The organism is Deinococcus sp. Arct2-2, assembly GCF_004801315.1.
In the GTDB taxonomy this organism is placed as follows: domain Bacteria; phylum Deinococcota; class Deinococci; order Deinococcales; family Deinococcaceae; genus Deinococcus.
The window spans coordinates 1-23,627 of record NZ_SSNW01000013.1; the positions used below are offsets into that span (position 1 = coordinate 1).

The following is a 23,627-nucleotide window of genomic DNA, read 5'->3' on the forward strand; positions in this document are numbered from 1 at the left end:
GGGGGAATAGAATTTGTTGATCCCCCACTCTACTCTTTTTAATCGGAGTCCGTATGACTTGCAGATGCTCCCGCGTCATTCTGAGGTCCCGCTCCAACTCGGCCAATTGACCTGCCGCCCCACTCATTTCCGGCGTACTGGTCAAGTCCCATACGGGCGCAGTGGGCGGCGCAAAAACGATGATCAGCAGGTTTTTGAGAACGAGGGGCGTGGCGATAGGCCGCACGATCAGGTCGAACGTCAGCGTGCCTTCACCCACCGAGAGGCGAAGATTTCGGTGGATGACTTCCCGCTGATCGCTGACGGCGATTCTGAGCGCAGACGCCACTTCATACCGCAGCCCGGGCCGGGCCATATCTACCACATTGGAATTGTTGCTAGGCTGCCCCGCCGGAAGTTCTAGGTAGGTGCTGGTATGTCCGCTGACATAGTGAATATTGCCCGCCTCGTCCACAATGACGGCTGGCGGTGCCCACTGGCTCATCAACATGGCCTGTACAGCACCGGGCATGTCGAGTTCGCCTGTGCGGCGGCGGATTTTCGCGTTCTCTCGTTGTACCGCCGCCGAAAGTGTCATTCCGGAAGCCGACAGCCCAGACATTCCCCGCCCAATATTGATCGGCCCCGATGGGCCGGGATTGCGCTGAAAGATTTTCCAGCGGGTTTCGAGGTTGGAAAACAAGTGCCGTACCTGCCCGATGGTCTCCGACGGCCCCAAAAAGAGCAGGCCATTGGGCTTCAGCGCGTAGTGGAACAGCGGCAGCAACTGCTTTTGCAAGTCATTGCCCAAATAGATCAGCATATTGCGGCAGGTCAGCAAATCCAGCCGGGTAAACGGAGGATCGCCAAATGTACTGTGCTGGGTAAAAATAATCATGTCGCGCAGGCTGGGTTTGACTTTATACCCATGCGAGTGCCGCACAAAAAACCGCTCCAGCCGTTCCTCAGACACGGTGTAATGGATGTCGAGCGGGTAAAATCCTTCGCGCCCGCGGTTTAAAGACTGCTCATCGATGTCGGAGGCAAAAATTTGAATCTTCAGCGTGCCGCCGATGCCCTCATTCATCAGTTCGCACAAAATCATGGCCACCGAGTAGACTTCCTCGCCCGTCGAACAGCCCACCACCCAGACCCGGAAGGTGTCGGCATTCTGAATGTCGTTTTGGGGCCGATTCAGCAGGCTGCGGCGCAGATGTTCCGACAGGCGCTCGAAAGCCTCTGCGTCTCTAAAAAAGCTGGTCACATTGATCACGAGGTCGCGGGAGAGGGCCACCACTTCATCTTTATTGTCTTGCAGGTACCGCAAATATTCGGCCAGATCCGCAACTTGATCACCTTTCATCCGCCGCTCGACCCGCCGCACGATGGTGCTTTTTTTGTACTGCGAGAAATCTTGCCCGGTGTGTTTGCGGATCAGGAGCAAAATTTTATACAGTGTGGCCCCTGCTTTCAGGTCGCCAGTTCCATCAAGCAGCGCGTTGTTTTGAACAGCGGGTACGCCGTGTGCCCAGTCATACAGGTACCTGGCCAGTTCGCTGGCCGGAAGCACTTGATCGGCCAGACCCGTTGCCACAGCGTTTTCGGGCATGGCCGGATACTGCGCGGTCACGGGGTCTTGCACCAGTACGCACCCTAAATGGTTGTGAATAGCTTGCAGGCCCCGGGTCCCATCTGCGCCCATGCCCGACAGCACCACCGCCACCGCCTGCTCGCCCTGGTCACGCGCCAGACTTTCGAAAAAACTGTCGATAGGTGCCGGATTGGAAACCGCGTCTTCTATCAGCAATGTGCCCCGCAGCACGCTCAGGCTTTTGCCGGGAGGAACGACGTACACATGGCCCGGCTGGGTCTGCATGCCGTCTTCGATTTGTACGACGGGCATGGGCGTACACCGCTGCAGCAGTTCGGGCATCATGCCTTTGTGGTGCGGGTCGAGGTGCGGCACCACCAAGAAGCTCATGCCCGCGCCACTGGGCATGCCACTAAAAAACCGTTCGTAGCCGTCTAGAGCGCCTGCCGAGCCGCCAATACCGACCATCCAGAGAGCAGTTGTGGGAGAATCGGTAGGTGAAGTCATGATGGGCGCTCCTCAAAAAGGAAAGGGGAGAAGACGGAGCAAGGGTGCGAATGATGGTGCGTCATTTGCGGCGGTGGACACTGGCCATCACAGAGCGGCCGACCCCGTTTTCAAGTCAAAGACGAGGCGCAGGAGCAGTTTCACAGTCCGGGTGCAACATCAAAGGGAAAGTGAGCTGTTGAAGGCTGATTCGGACCTGGGTCAGCGCCAGGTCTTCGTTTCTGTCCGTGGTTACTGCTGTATACGGCCGTGCTTCTCATTGTTTTGCCTGTACTCATTAATCTATTGCCCATGCCGTCATCAAGAGCTGGAGTCGGCTGTGCCACTCTCGCCAAACATTCTCAGCTGACTGTCCCGCTTATATTCTACATGAAGATTGACTGACCACTTTGCATCTTTGTATGAGAATACTAAGTTGTTGTTTATAAAATTTCGGTTCATCGTCAGGGCCGTTCTGTCACGCTGGTGAATGTGACTGGACTTCGGTTCAAACTTCCCACCGCTGGGCGGACGATCTTGCGGTGGCCTGCCGCCCGGCACACAGCTTACTCTGACCCGCTTCAGGCCACGGGGCGAGCGGAGCCGGGCAAACGCCGCCCCATCGCCCGCGCCGCGTTGCCCAAGTTACAGCCCACCTCGCTGCCCAATCCAGCGCAACTTGGCCCGAGGGCGCAAGTTCGCCGTCTGATCTGGCCCTTGGCTGCGTTGCTGACTGTATTCAGCGCAATCTTGCAACTCTTGGCCGGACAAACCACCAACTTGCCCCACGACGCTGTCTTTCTGCTGCTGGTCGGCCTCTGCACGCTGTTGGATCGTTGGCGCACATTGGCGGGAAGCGTCCTCTTTTTCGCCTGTCTTCCCGTATTTCTGGCGTGGCTGACTCTCAGTCCCGGTGTTGGACACACGTTTATCACTGATTTTGCAGGGTACAGCGCCGCGCTCCTGCTCCCCACCCTGATGGCTGCGCTGCAACTGCGTGGGCGCGGCATGTTGATCTTTGCGGTGCATGCAGTGGTGGTGGGCCTGTTGGCCGATTTGCCTCTGCCCGCTGACCGGGCCATAGGCGTGGTCTGGTCTACGGGCCTCAGTTTGTCGCTGGGTGCCCTGCTGTGGTGGTTGCTGCTGTGTGTTGACCGGGCCATGAGTCTGCTCAAATCCAGCGCCCTGCTTGACCCGTTGACTGGCCTTGCCAATCGCCGCGCTTTTGATGCCGACCTGAGCGCGGCTTGGGCTGACCACGCCCACAACGCTGCGGTCCTGATGATGGACGTAGACGACCTGAAGGGACTGAATGACCGCTACGGACACGCGGCGGGCGACGAAATGCTGCGCCAATTTGGACGCTTTTTGCAGGCGCACTTGTTGCCCGGAACCACTGCCTACCGCTTGGGCGGCGATGAGTTTGCGGTGCTGTGCCGAGTGTCCCAGTTGGCCGCCGCCCGTGAACGGGTGCTCCTGGCTGCCCAGCAAGTGTCCCGCCCTGACCGGCCATCTATCCAAGTCAGTGTGGGAGCGGCTTCCGGCGCAGAAGTCAGGGGCCGTGTGGCATTGGTGCGCGTGGCCGATGAGCGAATGTATGTCGAGAAGCGCCGCAACAACCCCCACCGCGCTTCGTCCCGTCCCGAACGGCCGCGACACCCAACCTTGATAGAGCGGCTGTTTTAGACCCGTGAATTGATGTGAAAAATGTAGGCGCCGCAGCCTACATGGACTCCGCTGAGTTCCCCTACCCACAACCCTGCTGAAGGACACGGCCATCAGCCACAGGTGGGTACGGCAGAGCCCGTACTGTGTGCTTCTTCTCTCCTAACTGGAGTCAACTTGGCCCATCTGGTCAGGGCGGGGCAGCGTGAACGCAAAGGTGGCTCCTGTCCCCACGTGCCCCTCAGCGGTGACTTGGCCGCCGTGCCGCGCCAAGATGCGGCGCACGTTGGCCAGCCCTACGCCGTTCCCCTCGAAATCTTCTTGTCGGTGTAGGCGTTGAAACACGCCAAACAATTTGTCGCCGTAGCGGGGATCGAAGCCTACGCCGTTGTCGCGCACAAAGACCGCCCATTCGTCGGGGCGCTCTTCAGCCCACACTTCAATCTGGGCCACTGGGCGGGGGCCGGTGTATTTCACCGCGTTCGACAGTAGGTTCAGCATGACTTGTCTCAGCAATTCCAGATCGCCCATGACCAGGGGCAAGTGCCCGAGTTTCCATTCGATTCGCCGGTCTTGCACCTCGGCGCTGACCTCTATTTGTACGGAGGCCACCAGCGTTCCCAAATCCACCAACCCTGGCCTCAGCGGTTGCCGCGAGGTTCGGGACAAATCCAGCATAGCGTCAATGAGGGTATTCATACGCCTCGCCGCCTGATCGATCACGCCGATGTAGCGCCCGACTTTGGGGTCTACCTCGCTGCCCAGCGCTTTACGCACCAGATCGTTAAAACTGGCGATATGGCGAACAGGCGTGCGGAGGTCATGCGAGACCGAGTAGGCAAACGCCTCTAACTCCTCGTTGGCCGCGCCCAACGCCTGTGTCCGCACATCAAGGGCGTCACGCTGCGCCGTCAGTTCCCGCGCCTGCTCCGCACGTTCGGCGGCCAAGCCGAGGCCCGAAACGGTGGTTTCCAGCACCGCTTTATCGACAGACGTCCAAGTGCGCTGACCGAACAGGGCCACCACCAGCACGCCGACTGGGGCTTCATTCATCAGCAAAGGCAGCGTGGCAACGGCGTGAATGTGCTGCACCATTTCGGGTGGGGTATCGAGGCCGTGCGTGTACACATCCTGATAAAACGGCTGGCGGGTTGTCCACGGGGTTCGGAGCGTGGGGCTACCGAAGGGAAACCCAGCCTCGGCCAGCGCTTCCAGTCCGGGATCGCCAAAATCGCCTGCCAGTGTCTTGAGCCGCCACAGCTCGCCTTCCGGTTCGTAGTAGGCCGCGTACCCAGACGGCACCAGCCGCAGCACGATCTCCTGGGCGCGGCGCACCAATGGGTAGCGGTCTGTGTCAAACATCAGGTCACGCGACAACTGGGCCACCGCTTCCAACGCGGCGTTGCGGCTCTCCACTTCGGCCTTTTGCATTTGCAACTGCCGCGCCTGCACCGCCCGCTCTAGGGCCAGGCCCAACGTATTGGCGGCCCGCCGCAGCAAATCCTGTTCGTGCTCCAGCCACGCGCCGTGTTCTTCCTTACGCCACGCCACCAAAAACCCGCCCAAAGTGTCGTCGGGCAGGCAAATCGGCTCTACGGCCCCGGCCAATTCCGGAAACGTGGCAAGCGTGCCCGGTTCGGCGCGGTAGTTGTTCAGGTAGATGCTGTGGCGGCTCTGGGCTACCCGCTGCAAAATGGGCGCTTCGCTGAGCTTTAGGCCGGGGCGAGTCATGTAGTCCACCACCGCTTGCGGGGTATCGCCCCACAGCGTCGGAAGGCGAATCTGGCCGTCTTCGAGCTGCACCACCAACATGCTCTGGGCCTGAATAGCTGGCCCGATACGCGGCAAAGCCAGCCCAGCCACCTCATCGGGCGTGGTGGCGCGTTGCAGCGATTCTCCCAGCACAGCCAGCATCTCGGCTTGCCTGCGGGCGCGGTCTAGGTCACGGGTTCGGCGGCCCAGTTCGGCCACCACTTCGGCCCGTTCCAGTGCCAACCGCAGACTGCGCCCCACCGCCCGCACCAACGCCTGATCTTGATCCGTCCAGCCTCCGGTGTCCTTGAGGCCCAGCAGCAGCAAATGTTTAATCTGCCCCTGCACCGCCAGCGGGTAGCCAGCCGCAGTGCTGTAAGACTCGGTGTGGCTGATCTGTTCTGGATTCCAGAGTCCACTAAAAAAACCGCTGTCCGAGTCCAATGCACTCTGAATGAGCGGGGTTGTGGTCGGCAGTCCGGCCACCAAAGTCTGTAGCAGCTCGCCCCCTACATCTTCACTCCAGGCCTGTGCCTTCCAAAGATTGTCTTGGTATTCGTAGTACACCACCGTGCCGCCCACAAAGCGCAGCCGCAGCATAATGATGGCTTGCCGCGCCAGTGCCAGCACATCGGTTTCGGTGCCGACTGCCTCCGTGAAGGCCACATACGCCTCCTGCGCGGCGCGTTCCTCCACCAGTTGCTGGGTGCGCTGGGTCACGCGGGCCTCTAGGGTGGCGTTCAGGTCGTGAAGGGCTTGTTCGGTCTGCTTCTGGGCCGTAATGTCGCGCGATAACCCGTAAAGCCTGACCGCCGCACCACGTTCGTCCCGTTCGACAAACGTGTGCTGCTCTACCCAAAGCGGCTGTTGGTCGTCACGCAAAAAGCGGTACTGCAACACTGATTCTTCCCGCTGCCCGCTGCGGAGTTCTGCAAACGCCTGCATCACCAACGCCCGGTCTGCGGCGTCCACATGAGCCAAGTAGTCGGTCAGCGAAGGATCGCCCTGTTGTACGCCCAACAATTCCCGCAGTTCGGGCGAGCGGTAGCCTGTGTTGCTCCGCAAGTCAAATTCCCACGCGCCTTGATGGGCCGCCCTCAAAGCCAATTGAAGGCGCACATCATTGGTCTGCGGCGAAGACATGCGCTTACCTTACCTCATTGACTAAACAATGACCGTATGTTTTATTAAAAGAAAATCAATGCTTAAGATGCTGAACCTGTAATTGAGAGAGCCACGTAGAAGCGTCATCCTGACATCAAGAGTACTAGGAATCGATTGAATTGTACTGTAAAGACAAGATACTGTCAAAACTGTAAAAGGATGAAGTTTAGATCGTGAGACGAGCAACCAGTGCCTCATTCGGCAGCTGCGCAAGGGGCTGGGCGATACCGATCAAATTACTGAGGAATAACAGTTAATGATTGGCACTGTACCAACCATCCCACCTCCCGCCCTACGTCGCCGACAGCCTCTGCGCCTGATGACTCCGTTTCTCGGCGTACATCCGGTGATCAGCCAACTTGACCAAGTCTGCGGCGGCCGTCCCGTCAAGCGGAAAAGAGCTCAGGCCCGCACTTGCGCCAGCAGCCGGAAAGCCTACGGCCCGCGTCTGATCGATGGTCTGCCGAAGACGTTGCCTGACGGCGCTGAGGTCTGCGCCTGTTCCAGCGGCATCGGCGGCGGTGTGCGGTAACAGCAGGGCGTATTCATCGCCGCCCAAGCGGTATACCCGGTCTTCGGCCCGGAACGCAGCCTTCAACCGTTGCCCAAAGGTGTGCAGCAGCGCGTCTCCGTGTGCGTGCCCCCCACTGTCGTTGACTCCCTTGAGTCCGTCTAGGTCGATGACGACCACCGTAAACATCAATTGATGCCGCGCCGCTTCAGCGGCCAACCTCTGCAAATCGAGTTCGAAGGCGCGGCGGTTCGCCAGCCCCGTGAGGCGGTCATTCAGGGCTGCCGATTCCAGTTCTTGTAACCGCTTTTGCCGTTCCAGCGCCATAGAAACCGTGCGGGACGCTGCCCCGAACAACGCCTGATCTTGCTCTGACCAGTCTTTTTTCTGGTACAACCGCACGGCGCACAACATGAATTGCAGGTCGTGAGAGCGGGCCAGCGGTACCCACAGCACCGAACGTGCGCCCGCCTGAATCAGTTCGCTGCTTGCGCCCTCATGAGCGGCGTAATCGTTGACATAGTTCGCTTTGCCGGAATCGAACACCTGCCACATCACTCCTTGTCCCCGCACCAGCCCGCGCGTCATCAAGTCCATGTAGGCGCGGCTGGCCCGCCCGCTGCTGTAGGCCGTGACGGTGCGGGCCTGATCGTTTTGGGCCACCACCAATCCGGCCCAGTCTGCCCCCGCCACTTTGCCCACAATCGCGCAGGCCTGCTGCGCTACCTCTTGGGCCGACAAGCCCGCTTCGGTGAGTTGCGACACTTCCACGAGGGCGCGGGCGTGTTCGGCCGCCAAACGCAGATCGTCCAGCAGGGCCACGCGCTCCCACGCAGCGCACACGGTTCTCGCCCCTGCCTCGAGGAGGGCGCGTTGCGGGCCGCTCCACGGGGCCACTTGGCCGCGCCGCCCCGCCACCAACACGGTCAGGCCACGCTCCGGCTTATGCGGCAGCGGCACGATGGCTAGTCCCGTGACCCCTCTGGCTGCCAGTTTAGGCTCGGTAGTTTGGGTCAGATACACCGGGCCGAGGCTGGCGGCTTGCCACAACTCCTGACCCAAGAAGGCCGAATGCTGCTCCAATTCGGTGCGGAATTCGGGGCTGACTTGTCCGTGCAGCGCCAACAATCTGGCCTGCCCTTCCCGGATTTTCACGAGGGCCAGCCACGTGGCCCCGATGGACGGCACCAACAGGTCAAACGTGCTGGTGGTCACGTCGTTCAGCGTACGTGCCCCACCGAGGCTGCGGGTCAGTTCAGCGAGGGCTAAGGCATCTTGTCTGGCACTTTCGGCTTCATGGGCCAACTGCGCGAGTTCGGCGGCCTGCTGCTCTAGGGCGGTACGGGCATGGACTTGCCCCGTCACGTCCCGCACGATCACGGTGCCGTACTGCACGCCTTCTTCACCCGGCACCGGGAAGGTTTGCACCAAGTAGGTGCGGCTCCCAAACTCCAGTTCGCGCACCGAAGACTGGCCTTGCAAGGCCGCCAGATGATCGGGCGCAATGGCCCGCGCAATCTGCGGCGGAAAGATGTCGTAGACGGTGTTGCCTTCCATCGTTTCGCGCCGCAGCCCCACCGACTCCAACCCGGCCCCATCAGCCAGCAAGTAGCGCAGGTCGCGGTCAAACAACACCACCGCGCCTTCTGGAAAATGGGCGGCCAAGGTGCGGTAGCGGGCTTCGCGGTCTCGCACATCCCGCTCGGCGGTTTCGTGGGCCGTCAGGTCGGTAATGACGGTCACGGCTCCCAGCCCATCGGTTCCCATCAACGGCACGCTGTTCACCATGCCCGACATGACGCTCCCGTCTTTGCGCCGAAACTGAAAATGCGCCTGTGCAGCATTGATCTGTATTTCTCGGCTCTGTGTTTCTTGGCTCTGTGTTTCTCGAATCTGGGTTTCTTTGACCGAGAGCGGCTCAGCTCCAGCCCGTTGCGCCAACAGGTCAGTCAGGGCGCTGCGCTCTGTAGGCACCACCAAATCGGTCAGGCTTTGTCCGGTCAAGCTGTCTGGAGCGTGGCTGAGCATGGCCGCCAAGGCAGGATTGACGTGTGTAAACCGCGCCCGTGCATCGGTGACGGCCAAGCCTTGACCCATCGTGTCAATGATGGTGCGGGCAAAATTGCGTTCGCGGGTGAGGCTGGTCAGCAGGTTGCGGTTGCGCCGCTCTAGCGGGCCGAGCACAAACAGGCCCAGCGCCGTGAGGAGCGTCAGCACCAGCCCCACCCGAATCCAAGCCAAGCGGTTGAGCGTGCTGATATACCCCGTGCTGCGCTGCTCGGCGCGGGTCGTGGCCTGTTCCAATTGCGCCAGCAGTGGCCCACGCGCCTGTGCCTCTATCCAGCCCACATCGGCGTTTCCGGCTAGGAGTTGCCCGGTTGGTAGATTCAACACCCGTGTACTGGCGGCCACGAACGCCTGAACTGAAGCGTTGAGGCGGCCCGAGTACAGCGCCCGAACTTCTGCGGCGTCACGGGCATGGTACAGCCCCGATTCCGGATCGCGCAGCCGCAGGTGCGCCGAACTGAACTCGCCTATGCTCCGGCGCAGGTCGGCCCGGAGTCCGGCTTGCTGTACGGCGGGCAAGCGGGCCAGAGGTGGGGCTAATTGTTGGGCATCCCACGCGATTCGCTGCGAAAGCATACGCTGCCGCCCCGCCAAAGCAACCAGCCGTGTATCGCTGCGGCTGGCGGTCATCTGCGCCGACAAAATGACATTCGAGCCGACGCTGAGGGTACCGAGCGTCACCAGCGTCACCACATACGCCCGCCTCAGCGTTTTTGTTCCGCTGGGCAGGGCGCGCGGGGGTATGGCTGGCCCGGTCATGCCCACAGTCTAGTCAACGCTTCCTGACAAGACTTCTGCATGAGGTTGCCTGAAGGATGCCGAGAGGGCCAGCCCAGTTGAGGGAGGGTCTATCTTCTGGCCCAGTACCCTAACGTTGAGCCTCGCGGGCTTGGGCCAGAGCCAAACTTTGCAAGGTAGCCGTCAACGGATCGTGCGCCGTATATTCCCCGACGCCTACGATGCTGACCGTGTAGAGGGGCCGGTCTCCCGTTTCGTCGAACTCCTGCTCTACCTGAAATTGAAGTCGCCACCCCGCCGACATGCCCCAGTTCAGTAGATACATTACCAACGCCGGGCCGTTGCCACGCTGCCAAATGACTTGTCCACTTGGCCCTAACGACAAGTGAATTTGGGGATCGGAGGGCATGCCACCGGGCAAGAGGTGGTGGAATCCAGCGAAAAAGTGTTCGCCTCCTGCGCTGGCGACGCGGTGGAGCGCCTTGGGCCACGTTGCTGCTTGGCGCAGCGCCTCTAACAGTGGATCATTCATTTTTCAACCAGCCTCAGCAGGAGCGGCGAGAACAAGACGTGTTGGAAAGGTAAGGCTACAGACAAGGCAGTGTAGAGCCTCAGGCGTCACAGTCCTTGGCGTGGTGCATCCGGGTAAAGTCGGGGGAGGGGGATTGATCACCGGTGGGTCTATCAAGAACGTTGCGCTGCCACTACATGAGGTCACTTCCTGCAATCATCCGTCATTGATTTTGAAGTTGGCTGTATTAAAACGCCACTTCTTAAATAAGATTAAGAAAGTTGCACCTCACATCGTAACTCTCTGGTCTCCTGCCTCATCCGTACAACGATCTCACCCGCGAACGCCTGCGCCATATTCGAAGAATCCGTCTATTCAAGCTCAACTCTTAAATTTATCGACTGCACTCGAGAGTCCTGACTGCCCAAGTTAGACGCCAGCAGGCAGAGTGAACGAGAAGACCGTGCCCTGACCGACATTGGAATCGAGCCAGAGTCGGCCCCCGTGCCGCTCGACAATCTTGCGGGTGATAGACAGCCCTATGCCGTTGCCTTCGTACTCATCCCGCGAATGCAGGCGCTGGAAGATGGTAAAAATTCGGTCAAAAAATTCTGGGGCAATCCCTATTCCGTTGTCCCGAACGCTGAACTGAACCCACCCGTCTTGATGCGCGGCCTCTATGGACACTTCCGGCAGTTGATCCGGTGCGCTAAATTTTAGGGCGTTGCCCAGCAGATTTTGGAACACTTGCCGCAACTGCGAAACGTCCCCCACAACGGGTGGCAACGGGCCTACCGTGACCCGCGCCCCCGTTCGGGCAATCTGGTCATGCAGGTCTTGCACCACCTGTGTCATCAGGGCGGCGGTGTCGAGCGTGGTGGCAAATTGGGTCTCGCTGGTCACCCGCGAGAAGGTCAACAGGTCTTGGAGTAGTTGGGCCATCCGGTCTGTGCCGCCCGTAATCATGCGGATATAGGTGTCGGCTTTGGCATCCAGTTGGCCGCTGTAGCGGTTGACCAACAACTGCGCAAAGCTGGTCACGGTTCGTAGCGGTTCCTGAAGATCGTGGCTGGCGACGTAGGCAAACTGTTCCAACTCGGCGTTGCTGCGGAGCAGTTCCGTATTGCTGTGCTGGAGCGCCTGCTGGGTGCGGTGCCGCTCGCTCACGTCGCGGAAGGCCAGGACTGCACCCTCGATTTTGCCTGCCTCGTTGCGAATGGGCGTACTGGTGTACTCCACCGGAAAGCTGGTTCCGTCCTTGCGCCAAAAGACTTCATCTTGCACGCTCTTCGTCTGCCCATCCGTGAACGCGGCGTAGATCGGGCACTCACTTCGTGGATAAGCCGAACCATCGGCGTGGGTGTGATGAATCAGCGCGTGTTGCGGCAGCCCAATCAACTCGTGTGGCTCGTAGCCGAGCAGGGCCAATGCCGCTGGATTGGCAAACGAAGTTCGGCCCTCAAGGTCGACTCCGGTCAGGCCGTCACCAACGTTGTTCAGAATCAGTTCGTTGAAACGGGACACCCGGCGCAACTCCCCGGCAGCCCGTTTCTGCTCGGTCACGTCCTTCAAAAAACCCACCATTCGCGTCAATTGCCCGTCTTCGCCGCGCATGAGGTAGCCGTCGTCTTCGACATGCCGCACGCTGCCATCTGACCGAATCACCCGGAAGGCCAAATGAAATTCATCGTTTTCTTCGATCACACGGCTAATCTCTACCGAAAACCGGGCGCGGTCGTCTGGGTGAACCAGCCGTTCCGTCCAGTCGCTAAGATGCCCGGCCAGCTCGTGCGGCTGATAGCCGGTAATTTCGGCCACCGCGCCGCCGTACAAGATGACGTCTGTTTGTGGGTTCCAGTCGTAGAGCAGATGGCCCGAACCCCGCACCGCCACCTCGTACCGTTCGCGCCATTCGGTCACTTCGCGGGTTCGTGCGGCCAGATGCGCCACGCTGTCGGCCCGTTCCAATGCCAAGCCCAAGTTCCTGACCACCGTTTCCACCACCACTTTTTCCAGAGCAGTCCAGGGGCGTGCATCAGACAGGACAAAGGCCATGACCCCGGCGGCTTCTCCATTGACGTCAAGCCTGAGGGTGGCCAGAGTGCTTGTCGCTGATGAAGCCGTCTCTCCCGTGTTGACGCTCTGTCCCGCCGCCGCGCCCTGATAGAACGGCTGGAGGGTGTTCCAAGCCCTCTCCAAACGGTGCAGGAGGGCGTCAGGAAATTCGGCGTCCTTGCCTCCCAGCTGCCCCGACGTTCGCCCATCTCCTGTGCGGACTCGCTCACGCCATAACCCGCCTTCGGGTTCGTAATACGCCGCGTACCCTTCCGGCAGGCGCGACAGCACCACTTCTTGTGCCCGCCTGATCAGCACAGACCGGTCCAGTTCTGGAGACAGCCCGAGGGACGGGTCGGCAAACACTTCGAGGGCGCGGGTGCGGGCACCGAGTTCTGCGTTTTGAAGTTCGAGGCGCTGGGTCTGCTCAGCCCGCTCTAGGGCCAAAGCGAGGCTGCGGCCCACGGCGCGGAACACCCGGCGTTCGCGGTCTGTCCAGTCGGTGGCCCGCTGGGTGCCCATCGTCAGCAGGCCGTGAGGGGCGTTGACCAAAAAGAGAGGATAGAGTGCCACTGCACCGAAGTCTTGTGCTTCCTGCACGCCGTCTTGGGCGGCCTGCCACCTGGCCACGAAGACGGCTTCCCGAGTCTGTGAGACTTCGGCAAAACTGGGGGCAGAGGTGGGAATGCCTGCTTGCAACGCGGCCAGCACGTCTGGCTCCACACCCGGAGACCAGACCTTTGCTTTCCAGACTTCGCCCTCCAGCACGTAATACACCACGCTGACCGCACCCAACGTCGTACACAGCACCTCGGCGGCGCGGCCGGCCAAACTTTGCACATCGGTGGTCAGGGCAGACGCTTCGGCAAAAGATAAAAACGCATCGAGCGCCGCCTGTTCCTCTTCCAGTTGCCGTGCGTGCTCGGCCCGTTCCAGCGCCACTTGCAGGCCCCGGCCCACTGCGCGGATCATGGTGCGGTCAGCGCCTTGCCACTTCGGAACGTTGTCGAGACTCACCGAGAGTAGGCCCCGAACGTTGCCCGGACTGCCCACCGCTGTGCTGCTCACCATTGACCGGCCCATAACCAGCGGGAAGTAGGCACAGGTGCCGTCCGCTGGATTCGTCGGGTCGGCGTCTACGAAGACAGGGCGGCGCGTGTGCAACATCATGGTGACTGGGGCAGAGGAGGCCATGGGAGAAGAGACTGTGCCAGAAGTGGACAGCCCAACCTCGATCCCGCGTAGGAGCGCCGAGTCGATGGTGTCGCTCCAGACCCGCGCCTTCCAAGCCCCTTCTTCAGATTCCGAGTCTGTGGCCTCTGCGTAGACCACGCGACTAGAGGCAACATGGCGCTGCAACAACTGGACAGCTTGCCGCGCCCTGCCGAGTGGATCGGTTGACAGATCAGTCGTTTCGGTCAAGGCCATCAGTGCTTCGTAGGCCAGTGCTTCTGCTGCCGCATCGCCTGCATCAGAAGACGTGCGGGTGTGAAGCTGCTGCTGCAAATTGGCGGTCAGTCGGGCGCGACTCAGCGCAATTCCGCACTGGGCGCTGAGGGTCCGCAGGAACCGTTTTTCGTCCCCTGTAAACTGGTGCGGCTCCCGGAAATCCAGCACAAGGACGCCCAACGCACGCTCTCCCTCGAACATGGGCAAAATGGCCGTTGCTACGGGCGGCACCGCACCTAGTCCGGGTTTCAGTGCCGGGTAGGTGGTGGTCAGCGCCCCCGCATGTTCAAAAAAGAGGGGCGCGTTGCGGGCAATCGCTTCTCCAGTAGGCAAGCGGCTGTCGAGCGGCCCACCTTGCCAGAAAGGAGGCACGGCGTTTCCTCCGCCGTATTGTTCAGGCGCGTGGGTGGCGGTATGAACGAGCTGCCCTCCGCCGCTGCTGAGAAGTAAAATGACAGCCGAAATTGCGCCGACTGCTTCAAGCGCAGGCTTCAGCACCACATCAAAAACATCGTCTTGGGTTTGGGCGGCGGCCAGAAGCTCCGTGACATCCTGAAGGCGCTTACTTAATGATGGGCGCACGACGGACGTCCCGGACGGTTCGAGCATTCTTCCAAGATAGGGCGCACTTTCGCCGTCTACTAGAGTTTGCCCTTTGCAGTTCCTTTCCTTCCAGTCGTCGGGCAAGCCGGTTGAGCAGCGGAGGCGCAAGTCGTACAAAAGTGCGGAGGCTGGAGCGCAGCTTGAGACGGTGGTGGTGCGCCGAACTCTGCCTCATTCCATCCCTCAACACCGGAAACATCCGGGGCCACAGGAGGGCCGAGAAGGGCCGTCCAAACCGTTTTGAGGGGAACGGTAGCCTATTGATTCTGCCCGAGCCTTATGCGGCCGCTCCTGAAACCTGGTGTTCAGATGCCCTGAATTTTCGCACTAATGGCGCTTAGTTTGAAAAACTTATAAATGCCAGCTAGAATCGGCTGATGATGGAATGGAAGTCATGAGTCTTGTCCGGGCCGCTAGCTCACTCGCCATCTCCAACCTGACGGATCAGGCGTTGCGGGTGCGGGCAGTAGAAGCCGCCAGTACCTACGACACCGAAATGTTGGAACAGGTCACGCGGGCTTATATGACCACTGCCAGCCGCAAAGGCGCACGCACCAGCCTCAAAACGCTGGAAGCTTATGCTTTGGCCGTGCGCGACTTTGTGCCTTGGGCGCAGGATAACGGTGTACAACTGTTACGCCCCGGACGACGCGACGGCGGCCGCTACGTGGCGCAGTTACAAACCCGGCCTACGCTGGGGCGCGGCAAAAGCGGCACACTCTCGGCGTCTACGGTGGCGCAGTATGTCGCGGGAGTGCGTGCCTTATACCGCGCTTTGCGCTGGGCCGGAGCCACCGAAGCGCAACCGTTTGAAGATGCCCACGTCCCACCTGATCCGACGCCCGGCATCGTCAAGAATCCGCCTTATATGGCCGAAATAGACGCAGTGCTGGCGCAGTGCGAACCCAGATTGGCGGGGCTGCTCCTGCTGTGCGCTCATGCGGGCCTGCGGGTGAGTGAGGCACTGGGTTTAAAGGTGGCCGATATAGACGGCGCACGGCTGACGGTGAAGGGCAAAGGTGGCAAAATCCGGCGCGTGCCACTGGGCAAGCGGGTGCGGGCGGCTCTCGCTGTTCTTCCACCCGTTTCGGAAGATGGCAGCCTCTTCGACTGGAAGTACGCGCAGGCCACCTATCAGATGCAAAAGGTGTTTCGGGCAGCAGGCTACGGGCATGTGTGGCGGGGCTTTCATGCGGCGCGGAAGCATTCGGGGACGCGGTTATATACGGCCACACGGGATTTTACGCGGGTAGGGCTGTTTTTAGGGCACAGCAGCGTGGATACGACTCGGCGGTATGTGGCGGTGCAAGATGACGATGTGGCGGGTGAGGTGGAGTTTTTCTAGGGGCTGACTTGAAGGGCGAGTTCAAGGGTAGAGAGGCTGGGATTGATTAGCTTTGTTATTCCCGCGTAATTTGTGAGTCAAAAAGGAACGGGCAAGCCCCTAAGAGCCTGCCCGTCCACGATCAAAACAATCTTTTAGTTGGTGCTACTGCTTAGTTGCGGCCTCGGCGGGCGCGTTGTGGCCCGACTCGGCCTGCGCCGACGCCTGCTGCCTGAGTCGAACCGCCCGAGCGCCCCGACTGACCTTGACTGGACGACTGCCCGCCCTGCTGTGACCGGCCCTGGCTGTGTTGACTTTGACTCTGCTGGCTTTGGCCGCGTTGTCCTCCGCCACCTTGACCACTGCCGCCCTGGCTGCCGCGTGCGCCTCGGCCTTGGCCGCCGCCACCGCCGCTTCCGCCCTGTTTTTCCTGAATTTCACGGTCAATCTGGCCTTCTTCGTTGGTCAAAGGGGGTTGCAGGGCGGCGGGCAATCCACGCCGCACGCCTTGCCAGAGGCCGCGCTGCTCAGGAATCAGCAGCACGAGGTTGGTTCCGGGTTGGCCCGCACGCGCCGTTCTGCCCGAACGGTGGACATGGTTTTCGGAAGTCGAAGCCACGTCCATATGAATGACCAAGCGCACTTCAGGCAGATCAATGCCGCGCCCAGCGATGTCGGTGGCGATCAGCACGCGGGATTTGCCGTTGCGCAGGAGGCCCATCACGTGCTCACGCTTTTTCTGATCCATGTTGCCTTGCAGCGGGCTGACCACGTCGCCGGGCAGCAGATCGGCCAAGTGTTCGGCGCGGCGCTTGACGAGGGCTTTGGTGCGGCAAAAAATGACGACGCAGCCGCCGGGTTCACGCAGCGCTTCGCGGGCATGGTTGGCGGCGATGTCCAGCACGTTGCCCCGCGTCACATTGATGATCAGGTGGGTGGCTCCAGTCGCGCCGCCCATCACGTCCTGATCGGTTTTTCCGCCCTGCTCGGCAGACAAGGCGGCCCGGTCAGGCGCGATATCGATGCGCTTAGGCTCGTGCATAAATTGCTCGGCAATGTTGCGAATGGCGGCCGGGAAGGTGGCCGACGCCATCGCCAGTTGCAACGGACGCGCTCCCGTGCGGCCCCGATGTTCGGCCTGCGCCTGAGCCGCTTGGCCTTTGGCTGCACGCAAAATATCGCCCACATCTCTGAGGAAACCCAACGACAAGAGTTCGTCGGCTTCGTCCAGCACCACGTATTTCAGCCCCGCGAGGCTGAGTTCGTTGCGGCTGATCAGGTCCTTGAGGCGTCCGGGGGTTCCGGCGATCAGGCCCTTGCCGGTGGCTTCGCTGCGGGTCTGGGAAGGCGTGATGCCGCCCGTAATGCGGCCTGCCGACATGCCCAGTTCGCGGGCTACATCGCGGATTTGCACAGCGAGTTCGCGGGTAGGCGTGACGACGAGGACTTCGGGACGCATGCCGCGTGTGGTGCCCATGCCAATGCCGCGTGCGGCGGCAGGAATCAGGAACGCCAGCGTTTTACCGCTGCCAGTGCGGGCAGTGGTAATCACGTCTTGGCCGTCCATCAGCGCGGGAATGGCTCCGGCCTGAACGGGCGTGGGAATGCGGCCGCCCAGCAGGGTTTGCCAGGCTACAGGCTGGGCAGGGCGCTCTAGCGTGGCCGTGTTGCCGGAGTTCTGGTCAGAGGAGGGACGGGGGCGGGCAGTTGATGCATTGCGGTTATAGGTCATGAGGCGTCCTGAGCCGACGAACCCGGCCTAGGCCTAGGCCTAAATGGGGCAGTGGCGTGGTGGGATGCGGCGTCAGGCAGGGGCCGCAGGCGGAAAGGGTAGAACGTTGAATACCCCGCCTGAGAGGCCCAACCGCGCAGCAAGACTCGCCGCACACCACGTTTCCGGCACAGGCCCACCCTTAGAGAAGGCCACGGCAATTCGGAAACCGCAGGATCGATAAAGAGAGAATCTAGGCCAGAAACAATTCTTTTCAGCGCAATTACTGTCTTAATGTCTTCCACCTCAAAAGCGGCGGAGGGCACCGGGGCTGAACGCCACCCGCAAACGCGGGGATTCACAAGGCGCAGTGTACCTGATTGTCGGTCAGCGCGGGGCGTGACTGCGTGAGGGACGCGCTCACACTTAGTGACTGCTCTTAACAACGGCTCATAACCCCCTGCCGCAAAATTCTGAATTGCTGTTCAGTTTGGTATTCCACGTCAGGACAGTCTTGAATCTGGCTTAACGCTTTAGCTTCATCGCCCGCTGCAGCTGGTAGAACCCGCTGCTCGCCGTTACTCTAGGCAGCATTCCGATGACTTCCCTCCGCTCCTCACCCTCTGCGTCACCCCCATCTTCAAGGTCTGACATGCCCGACAAGCCAGCGCAGACCCACAGTATTCAGGCTGAAAAGTTTGGCATGACCCCAGTGACGGGCGGCGAAATGGGGCAGCGGATCAGGGAATTCGATTGGGCGGCGACGCCGTTGGGTACACCTGAACAGTGGCCCGCCGAGTTACGCACCTGCCTGAACCTGATGTTGGCTTCTCAGCAGCCGATGTTCGTGGGCTGGACGCACGACATGATTGGGTTGTACAACGACGCCTACCGGGTGTTGCTCGGGCAAGAAAAACATCCGGCAGCGCTGGGGGCACGGCTGGCCGACACCTTTGGCGAGGATGCTTACCCGGCCCTAAAGCCCGTCTACGACGCCTTACTCAACGGCGGTGTACCTTTTGCCGCCGAGGGCGCTCTGGTGCCGCTGAACCGCGACGGCTACCTAGAAGAATGTTATTTCGATTTTGCCTATACACCTATCTATAGAGCACCTGTGTACGGGACGAGCGGCAAGGTAGACGGCCTCTTTGTGGCCTGTACCGAAGTGTCCGAACGGGTGATTGGAGAGCGGCGCACCCATACGCTGGCCCGCCTGACCGCCAACGTGGTGGGCACGCAAACCGCGCAGGAAGTGGCCGGGGCAATTTGCGACACCCTGACCGAAAATCCGCACGACGCGCCCATGGCCTTGTTGTACCTTCCCGGCCCGGCGGAGAACGCGCACCACCCGGAAGGTTTGCATTTGGCGGCAGCCACTCGTTTGGAAGAGGTGCTTGCGGCGGGCGCACCCGAACGCTTGCCTCACCCTGAGAACTCAACAGACCTGCAATTGTTGTCCGGCGTTCCGCCGTTTCCCGCTCCGACTTGGCCGGAACCCGTGACTCAGGTGGCGGCGTTGCCCTTACTCCACAACGACGGGAGTACCTTGCTGGGCCTGCTGGTGGTGGGCCTGAATCCCCGCAAAAAGTTTGACGAAGCGTACCAGGCGTTTTTGCAATTGTTGCGTGGGCAAGCCGCCTCGGCCCTGATGAGCGCCTACGCTTTTGCCCTAGAACGGGCACATGTAGAGCAGGCGCGGCAGCAAGCCGAACTCTTGGCCCGCCAGAATGCCCAACTTGAAGCCCGTGCCCGTGCGCTGCAAGGCTTTAGCGACCTGACCCGCGACCTGAACGTGAATGCGCCGCCACACGCACTCGCGCAGCGGGCATTAGCAGGACTGATGACGCTGCTCCCTGAAGGCTACGCTTCATATTTTGAGCTCAAAAATGGCCGTTGGTACGAGCAGGCCCGCGCCGGACACTACGGCGATCCCGGCCTAGAGGCGGCAGTGGCGGCGGGCCTTCCCTACGAGGCGACCCACCATCTGCGCGTTCCGTGGGAAACGGAGCAGCCCTTTTATCAGAGTCGTTACGACGCCGACACCGACAGTTTGCCGGGCAACACGTCGCATGCGCAGGCCACCGCCTGTTTGCCCGTGCTGGCTTCCGGACGCCCCATCGGGATTATCGGCTGCGGCCTGTTTGCGGGACGAATGTGGAGCGCCGAAGACCGCGCCGTTGTCGAAACCATCGTGCAGAGTCTGGGCCTCGCCATCGAGGGAGCGCAGGGAGTCGCCGCCCTCCAGCAGCGCACCGCCGAATTGGTCAGGTCCAATGCAGAGTTGGAACGGTTTGCATCGGTGGCCTCGCACGATCTGCAAGAACCGCTGAGAACCATTACCAGCTTCAGCGAGCTTCTCCGGAAGCGGCACGGCGACGACCTCAACGACAGCGCCCTGAAATATCTGGACTTTATTCAGCGCGGCGGCCAGCAGATGAAAGCCCTCGTCGACGATTTGTTGGCCTTCTCGCGCCTGTCGGAACAGATCACGGCTTACGGAGCAGTCTCCAGTCTCGACGCTGTTCGGGCCGCACAGCAGCGCCTCAGCGGATCGGTGGCCGAGGCCGGGGCGCACCTTCAGACTGCCGCCTTGCCGGTGGTGTGCGGCGACCTGCCCCGGCTCACACAGCTGTTTCAAAACCTGTTGGGCAATGCCCTCAAATTCCGGCGGGAAGGGACTGAGCCTGAAATCATGGTTACCGCAGAGCAGGAAGGCACGTTCTGGCACTTCCGCGTCACCGACAACGGCATTGGCATGGAGCCGGAGGCCTTCGAGCAGGTGTTCGTCATGTTCAAGCGGCTGCACGCCCGCGACGAATATCAGGGCACGGGCCTAGGCCTCGCTATTTGCCAGCGCATCGTGGAAGATCACGGGGGCCGCATCTGGGTGGAGTCGGTTCCGGAACAGGGCAGCACCTTTCATTTCACATTACCCGGCCCTTCAGAAGCACACCAGACCTGATACGGAACGGCGGCCCCGTTTGGGAGACAACTCTAAACACTGCTTCGGCTCAGGCCTTTGCTCGCTTAACCCGAGGTTGTTGACCTCGTCGTCATCGGCGCGGCTCTCTCCTCCCCAATTCGTAGTTTAATGGGGGCCTCGACAGTCGGCTCACGGGATTCGGTGTCTTTTGGGGCACACGGAGAAGCTTCTTGGTGGAACGCTCGGTTCGTAGGGGCGGCCCTCTGTTTTGGAGTGAATCTATGGCTGACACGCCCCCACCAGAAATGATCGTTCGGCAGGCCAGCCCAGCCAATCTGGAATTTCCGTTTCACACTTTGTCGGAACGCCTGACACCGCCGGGCATGTTTTATGTTCGCAGTCATTTTCCGGTGCCCCAACTGGACGCTGCCGAGTGGCGATTGGAGGTTGGAGGGCTGACCGAACAGCCCTTGTGCCTGAGCTTGGCGGACTTGGAGGCCATGACTCCGCGTACCCTTACCGCGACGTTGGAATGTGCGGGCAACAGCCGCTCGTTTTTGAGACCCAAGGTGGAGGGCGTGGCGTGGGAACTGGGCGCAGTCAGTACCGCCGAGTGGACGGGCGTGCCGCTGGCTGCCGTGCTGGAGCGGGCCGGAGTACTACCGGGGGCAGTAGAAGTGGTGCTGTGCGGCGCAGACCGGGGCTGTTTGGAGGAGCCCGCCAAAACGCCCGGCGTCATCGCCTACGAACGCAGTCTTCCGCTCGGCAAGGCGCAAAACGACGTGCTATTGGTGTATGCCATGAACGGCCAACCGCTGACGCCGCAGCATGGATTCCCAGTGCGGGCCATCGTGCCGGGTTGGTACGGCATGGCTTCCGTCAAATGGCTGACCGGAATTTATGTGACGAACACGCCCTTTCAGGGGTTTTTTCAGACCCTAGACTATTCGTATTGGCAGCATCGCGGCCCCCTGTCGCCCCAGATGACGCCTCTGTCGGTGATGCGGGTGAAGGCCCAGATCGCCCGACCTGCCCCCGGTGAAACCCTTGCTGCCGGACAGCCGTACATCATCACGGGCGCGGCGTGGACGGGAGAAGCTGAGATTACACGGGTAGAGGTGAGTACAGACGGCGGCCTCCACTGGGCCGAAGCTGAACTGACCGACCCCGCCGAGTCGCATGTGTGGCGGCGCTGGCGCTTCGCGTGGCAGACGCCCAGTACGCCGGGCAAGGCCACACTGCTGGCCCGCGCCACCGATTCGGCAGGCTGCACCCAACCCACGCAGCACGCGCCGGGGCAGGGTAAATATATGATTACTTTTCCGCTGCCTATTGCGGTGAGGGTGGAATAGGGGCTATTCGGACGGCGTCCCTTCGCCGCTCGGGTCAGCGAACACAGGCGCGGCCAGATGCAGTGCGTGACGGCGAATATCAGCGGGCCAATCGGCGCTGTGGGCTACAAACCCCGCTTGATCGCGGGCATACAGGGCGCGTGAGGCGGCTTCGAAGTGCGGCAGATTTCCGGCCATCGCCCCTAGAAAACGGTCTGCGGCGGCCTGAGCCTGTTGTACCCGCTCCTGGCCGGGGTTTTGTTTGCGGGCCTCGTCTACCAAGCGGCGCAAGGTGGCCGACGCCCCGCCCCGCTGAAGTTCCAGCCAGTCCCAGTGACGCGGCAACAACGAGATCTCACGCGAAACAATGCCCAGTTTCGGGCGTCCGGGGCCAGCTTTGGCAGGCGCAGAGGCCGGAGCGCTTGGCAACGGCGCTTCCCGCTCCAGCACCTCGGACAGTGTGCCACGTAGGTTGAAATCGGCCTGCCTCCCACTGCGGTCTTCAAAAATCAGAATGGACGATGCGGCGTCAAGTGAATCCGCTTGAGTTTTCAACTCGGTCAGGACATCGTGCAGAGAGCCTGTGAGAAGGTGCAGGGAGCCATGAAAGGCTGTGTAGGTGGGCAATTCGTCCATAGCAGGATTCTATCCGGGTAAAATAAAGATGTCAATTTTATCCGGGTAGAATAAATGGCTTAGGCTCAAACGTCACGGTAAGTTGCTGTGAAGGTACGTAGCTAAAAAGTATGGCTGTGGGTCACGTTGGCAACTTGGTTTTCCTTCCAAGAAGTTCCAGACCAGCCCCAGTTCCCTGTGGGAAGCAGCGAATTGGCGTGCAATGCCGAACACAATATTCTGCGTGTCACACGAGGAAAATTTTGTCCCAAGCTGCGACACGGAAGTGATAACGCCTGCTTTTCAACTCGGCTGATGGCCCTCGGAGCAATGGCTACGGACTTGGGACTTTTGTCTACGGATAAATCGTATTCCGTACCGTCAAATCCGCTCCATACCAAACTTTCCTATTTAAACTAGAGAGCAGCCAATTAAAGCTTGTTCTCAGGAATGACTCATTGTACTGGGGCGTACTTTGATAGAAGAGAATGCCTATTAAATTTCATTTGTCGGTAGAGTAGACAATTTTAAGAACCAAGACGCAGTTTTACGAAGCCCTCTCCCTTTGTCATACCAAAGGGTAAGCTTTCTATAGTTTCCGGAGGATTTACTATGAAGAAGATGCTTGTTTTGACTGCCATGATGTTTGCTACACCTGCCTTCGCCGGAGGCGGAAGCGCCGTGCCCACTGGCAACACCATTGCCGCTATCGTGTCCAACGACCCGAATTTCAGCACCCTCTTGACGGCTGTGCAGGCCGCAGGATTGGCGAGCACCCTCAGCAGCGCTGGCCCGTTCACGGTATTTGCACCGACCAACGCCGCGTTTGCCAAAGTGCCACAAGACCAACTGACGGCCCTCCTGAACGACCCAGCCGCTCTGAAGGCATTGCTGCTGTACCACGTCGTACCGGGCCGCGTCACTGCCGCTCAGGTGGTCACATTGAGTACCGCCAAAACAGTGAACGGAGCCAACGTGACCATTGCGGTCAACGGCGGTACGGTATCTATCAACGACGCGACGGTGACGAAGACGGATATTGCAGCCAGCAACGGCATCATTCATGTCATCGATACTGTGTTGATGCCCTGAACAAGGCACCAAATAATTGAGACGGGGAGTGGCGGCCAACCGGCTGTTTCTCCCCTTCTT

General features: G+C 60.6%; 12 protein-coding genes. 5 read left to right on the plus strand and 7 right to left on the minus strand.

The window, feature by feature from the left end; translation table 11 throughout:
* Positions 1-2,077: chemotaxis protein CheB (locus E7T06_RS08035; RefSeq protein ID WP_276605565.1), on the minus strand; the 2,077-nt coding region annotated here is incomplete at its 3' end.
* Positions 2,078-2,548: 471 nt separating this feature from the next.
* Between E7T06_RS08035 and E7T06_RS08040 the strand changes: the two genes are divergently transcribed.
* Entirely contained in the window at positions 2,549-3,742 is a 1,194-nt protein-coding gene (locus tag E7T06_RS08040) for a GGDEF domain-containing protein (RefSeq protein WP_136365317.1), read from the plus strand.
* A 141-nt stretch (positions 3,743-3,883) separates the two neighbouring features.
* On the opposite strand, the gene E7T06_RS08045 is transcribed toward E7T06_RS08040, so the two are convergent.
* The 4 genes from E7T06_RS08045 to E7T06_RS08060 form a co-directional block, all read right to left on the minus strand.
* Positions 3,884-6,616 (minus strand): ATP-binding protein, encoded by a 2,733-nt coding sequence (locus E7T06_RS08045; protein WP_136365318.1) that lies wholly within the window; start codon positions 6,614-6,616, stop codon positions 3,884-3,886.
* Between the two features lie 313 nt (positions 6,617-6,929).
* On the minus strand, positions 6,930-9,974 hold the full coding sequence (locus E7T06_RS08050; RefSeq protein WP_136365319.1) for a diguanylate cyclase: 3,045 nt from the start codon (positions 9,972-9,974) through the stop codon (positions 6,930-6,932).
* Positions 9,975-10,083: 109 nt separating this feature from the next.
* The gene (locus tag E7T06_RS08055) at positions 10,084-10,485 is read right to left on the minus strand and encodes a hypothetical protein (protein WP_136365320.1); all 402 of its coding nucleotides are present in this window, start codon (positions 10,483-10,485) and stop codon (positions 10,084-10,086) included.
* A 408-nt stretch (positions 10,486-10,893) separates the two neighbouring features.
* Positions 10,894-14,577: a PAS domain S-box protein gene (locus E7T06_RS08060; RefSeq protein ID WP_136365321.1), complete on the minus strand. Its 3,684-nt coding sequence runs from the start codon at positions 14,575-14,577 to the stop codon at positions 10,894-10,896.
* 388 nt (positions 14,578-14,965) lie between these two features.
* On the opposite strand from E7T06_RS08060, the gene E7T06_RS08065 reads away from it, so the two are divergent.
* The gene (locus E7T06_RS08065; RefSeq protein ID WP_136365322.1) at positions 14,966-15,916 is read left to right on the plus strand and encodes a site-specific integrase; all 951 of its coding nucleotides are present in this window, start codon (positions 14,966-14,968) and stop codon (positions 15,914-15,916) included.
* 151 nt (positions 15,917-16,067) lie between these two features.
* On the opposite strand, the gene E7T06_RS08070 is transcribed toward E7T06_RS08065, so the two are convergent.
* Positions 16,068-17,627 (minus strand): DEAD/DEAH box helicase, encoded by a 1,560-nt coding sequence (locus E7T06_RS08070; RefSeq protein ID WP_136365323.1) that lies wholly within the window; start codon positions 17,625-17,627, stop codon positions 16,068-16,070.
* A 631-nt stretch (positions 17,628-18,258) separates the two neighbouring features.
* Here E7T06_RS08070 and E7T06_RS08075 point away from each other — a divergent pair.
* Positions 18,259-20,568 (plus strand): ATP-binding protein, encoded by a 2,310-nt coding sequence (locus E7T06_RS08075; RefSeq protein WP_168733434.1) that lies wholly within the window; start codon positions 18,259-18,261, stop codon positions 20,566-20,568.
* Between the two features lie 242 nt (positions 20,569-20,810).
* Complete coding sequence (locus E7T06_RS08080) at positions 20,811-21,881, plus strand: sulfite oxidase (protein WP_240740915.1); 1,071 nt, start codon at positions 20,811-20,813, stop codon at positions 21,879-21,881.
* Between the two features lie 3 nt (positions 21,882-21,884).
* On the opposite strand, the gene E7T06_RS08085 is transcribed toward E7T06_RS08080, so the two are convergent.
* Positions 21,885-22,496 (minus strand): DUF2239 family protein, encoded by a 612-nt coding sequence (locus E7T06_RS08085; RefSeq protein WP_136365325.1) that lies wholly within the window; start codon positions 22,494-22,496, stop codon positions 21,885-21,887.
* 600 nt (positions 22,497-23,096) lie between these two features.
* Here E7T06_RS08085 and E7T06_RS08090 point away from each other — a divergent pair.
* Positions 23,097-23,567: a fasciclin domain-containing protein gene (locus tag E7T06_RS08090; protein ID WP_240740916.1), complete on the plus strand. Its 471-nt coding sequence runs from the start codon at positions 23,097-23,099 to the stop codon at positions 23,565-23,567.
* Positions 23,568-23,627: the final 60 nt, after the last annotated feature.

Excerpts from the sequence above, each read along its gene's own strand:
- E7T06_RS08070 (WP_136365323.1), bottom strand. The coding sequence starts at position 17,627 with ATGACCTATAACCGCAATGCATCAACTGCCCGCCCCCGTCCCTCCTCT.
- E7T06_RS08060 (WP_136365321.1), bottom strand. The coding sequence starts at position 14,577 with ATGCTCGAACCGTCCGGGACGTCCGTCGTGCGCCCATCATTAAGTAAG.
- E7T06_RS08080 (WP_240740915.1), top strand. The coding sequence starts at position 20,811 with ATGGCTGACACGCCCCCACCAGAAATGATCGTTCGGCAGGCCAGCCCA.
- E7T06_RS08055 (WP_136365320.1), bottom strand. The coding sequence starts at position 10,485 with ATGAATGATCCACTGTTAGAGGCGCTGCGCCAAGCAGCAACGTGGCCC.
- E7T06_RS08085 (WP_136365325.1), bottom strand. The coding sequence starts at position 22,496 with ATGGACGAATTGCCCACCTACACAGCCTTTCATGGCTCCCTGCACCTT.
- E7T06_RS08050 (WP_136365319.1), bottom strand. The coding sequence starts at position 9,974 with ATGACCGGGCCAGCCATACCCCCGCGCGCCCTGCCCAGCGGAACAAAA.
- E7T06_RS08065 (WP_136365322.1), top strand. The coding sequence starts at position 14,966 with ATGAGTCTTGTCCGGGCCGCTAGCTCACTCGCCATCTCCAACCTGACG.
- E7T06_RS08045 (WP_136365318.1), bottom strand. The coding sequence starts at position 6,616 with ATGTCTTCGCCGCAGACCAATGATGTGCGCCTTCAATTGGCTTTGAGG.
- E7T06_RS08075 (WP_168733434.1), top strand. The coding sequence starts at position 18,259 with ATGCCCGACAAGCCAGCGCAGACCCACAGTATTCAGGCTGAAAAGTTT.
- E7T06_RS08090 (WP_240740916.1), top strand. The coding sequence starts at position 23,097 with ATGCTTGTTTTGACTGCCATGATGTTTGCTACACCTGCCTTCGCCGGA.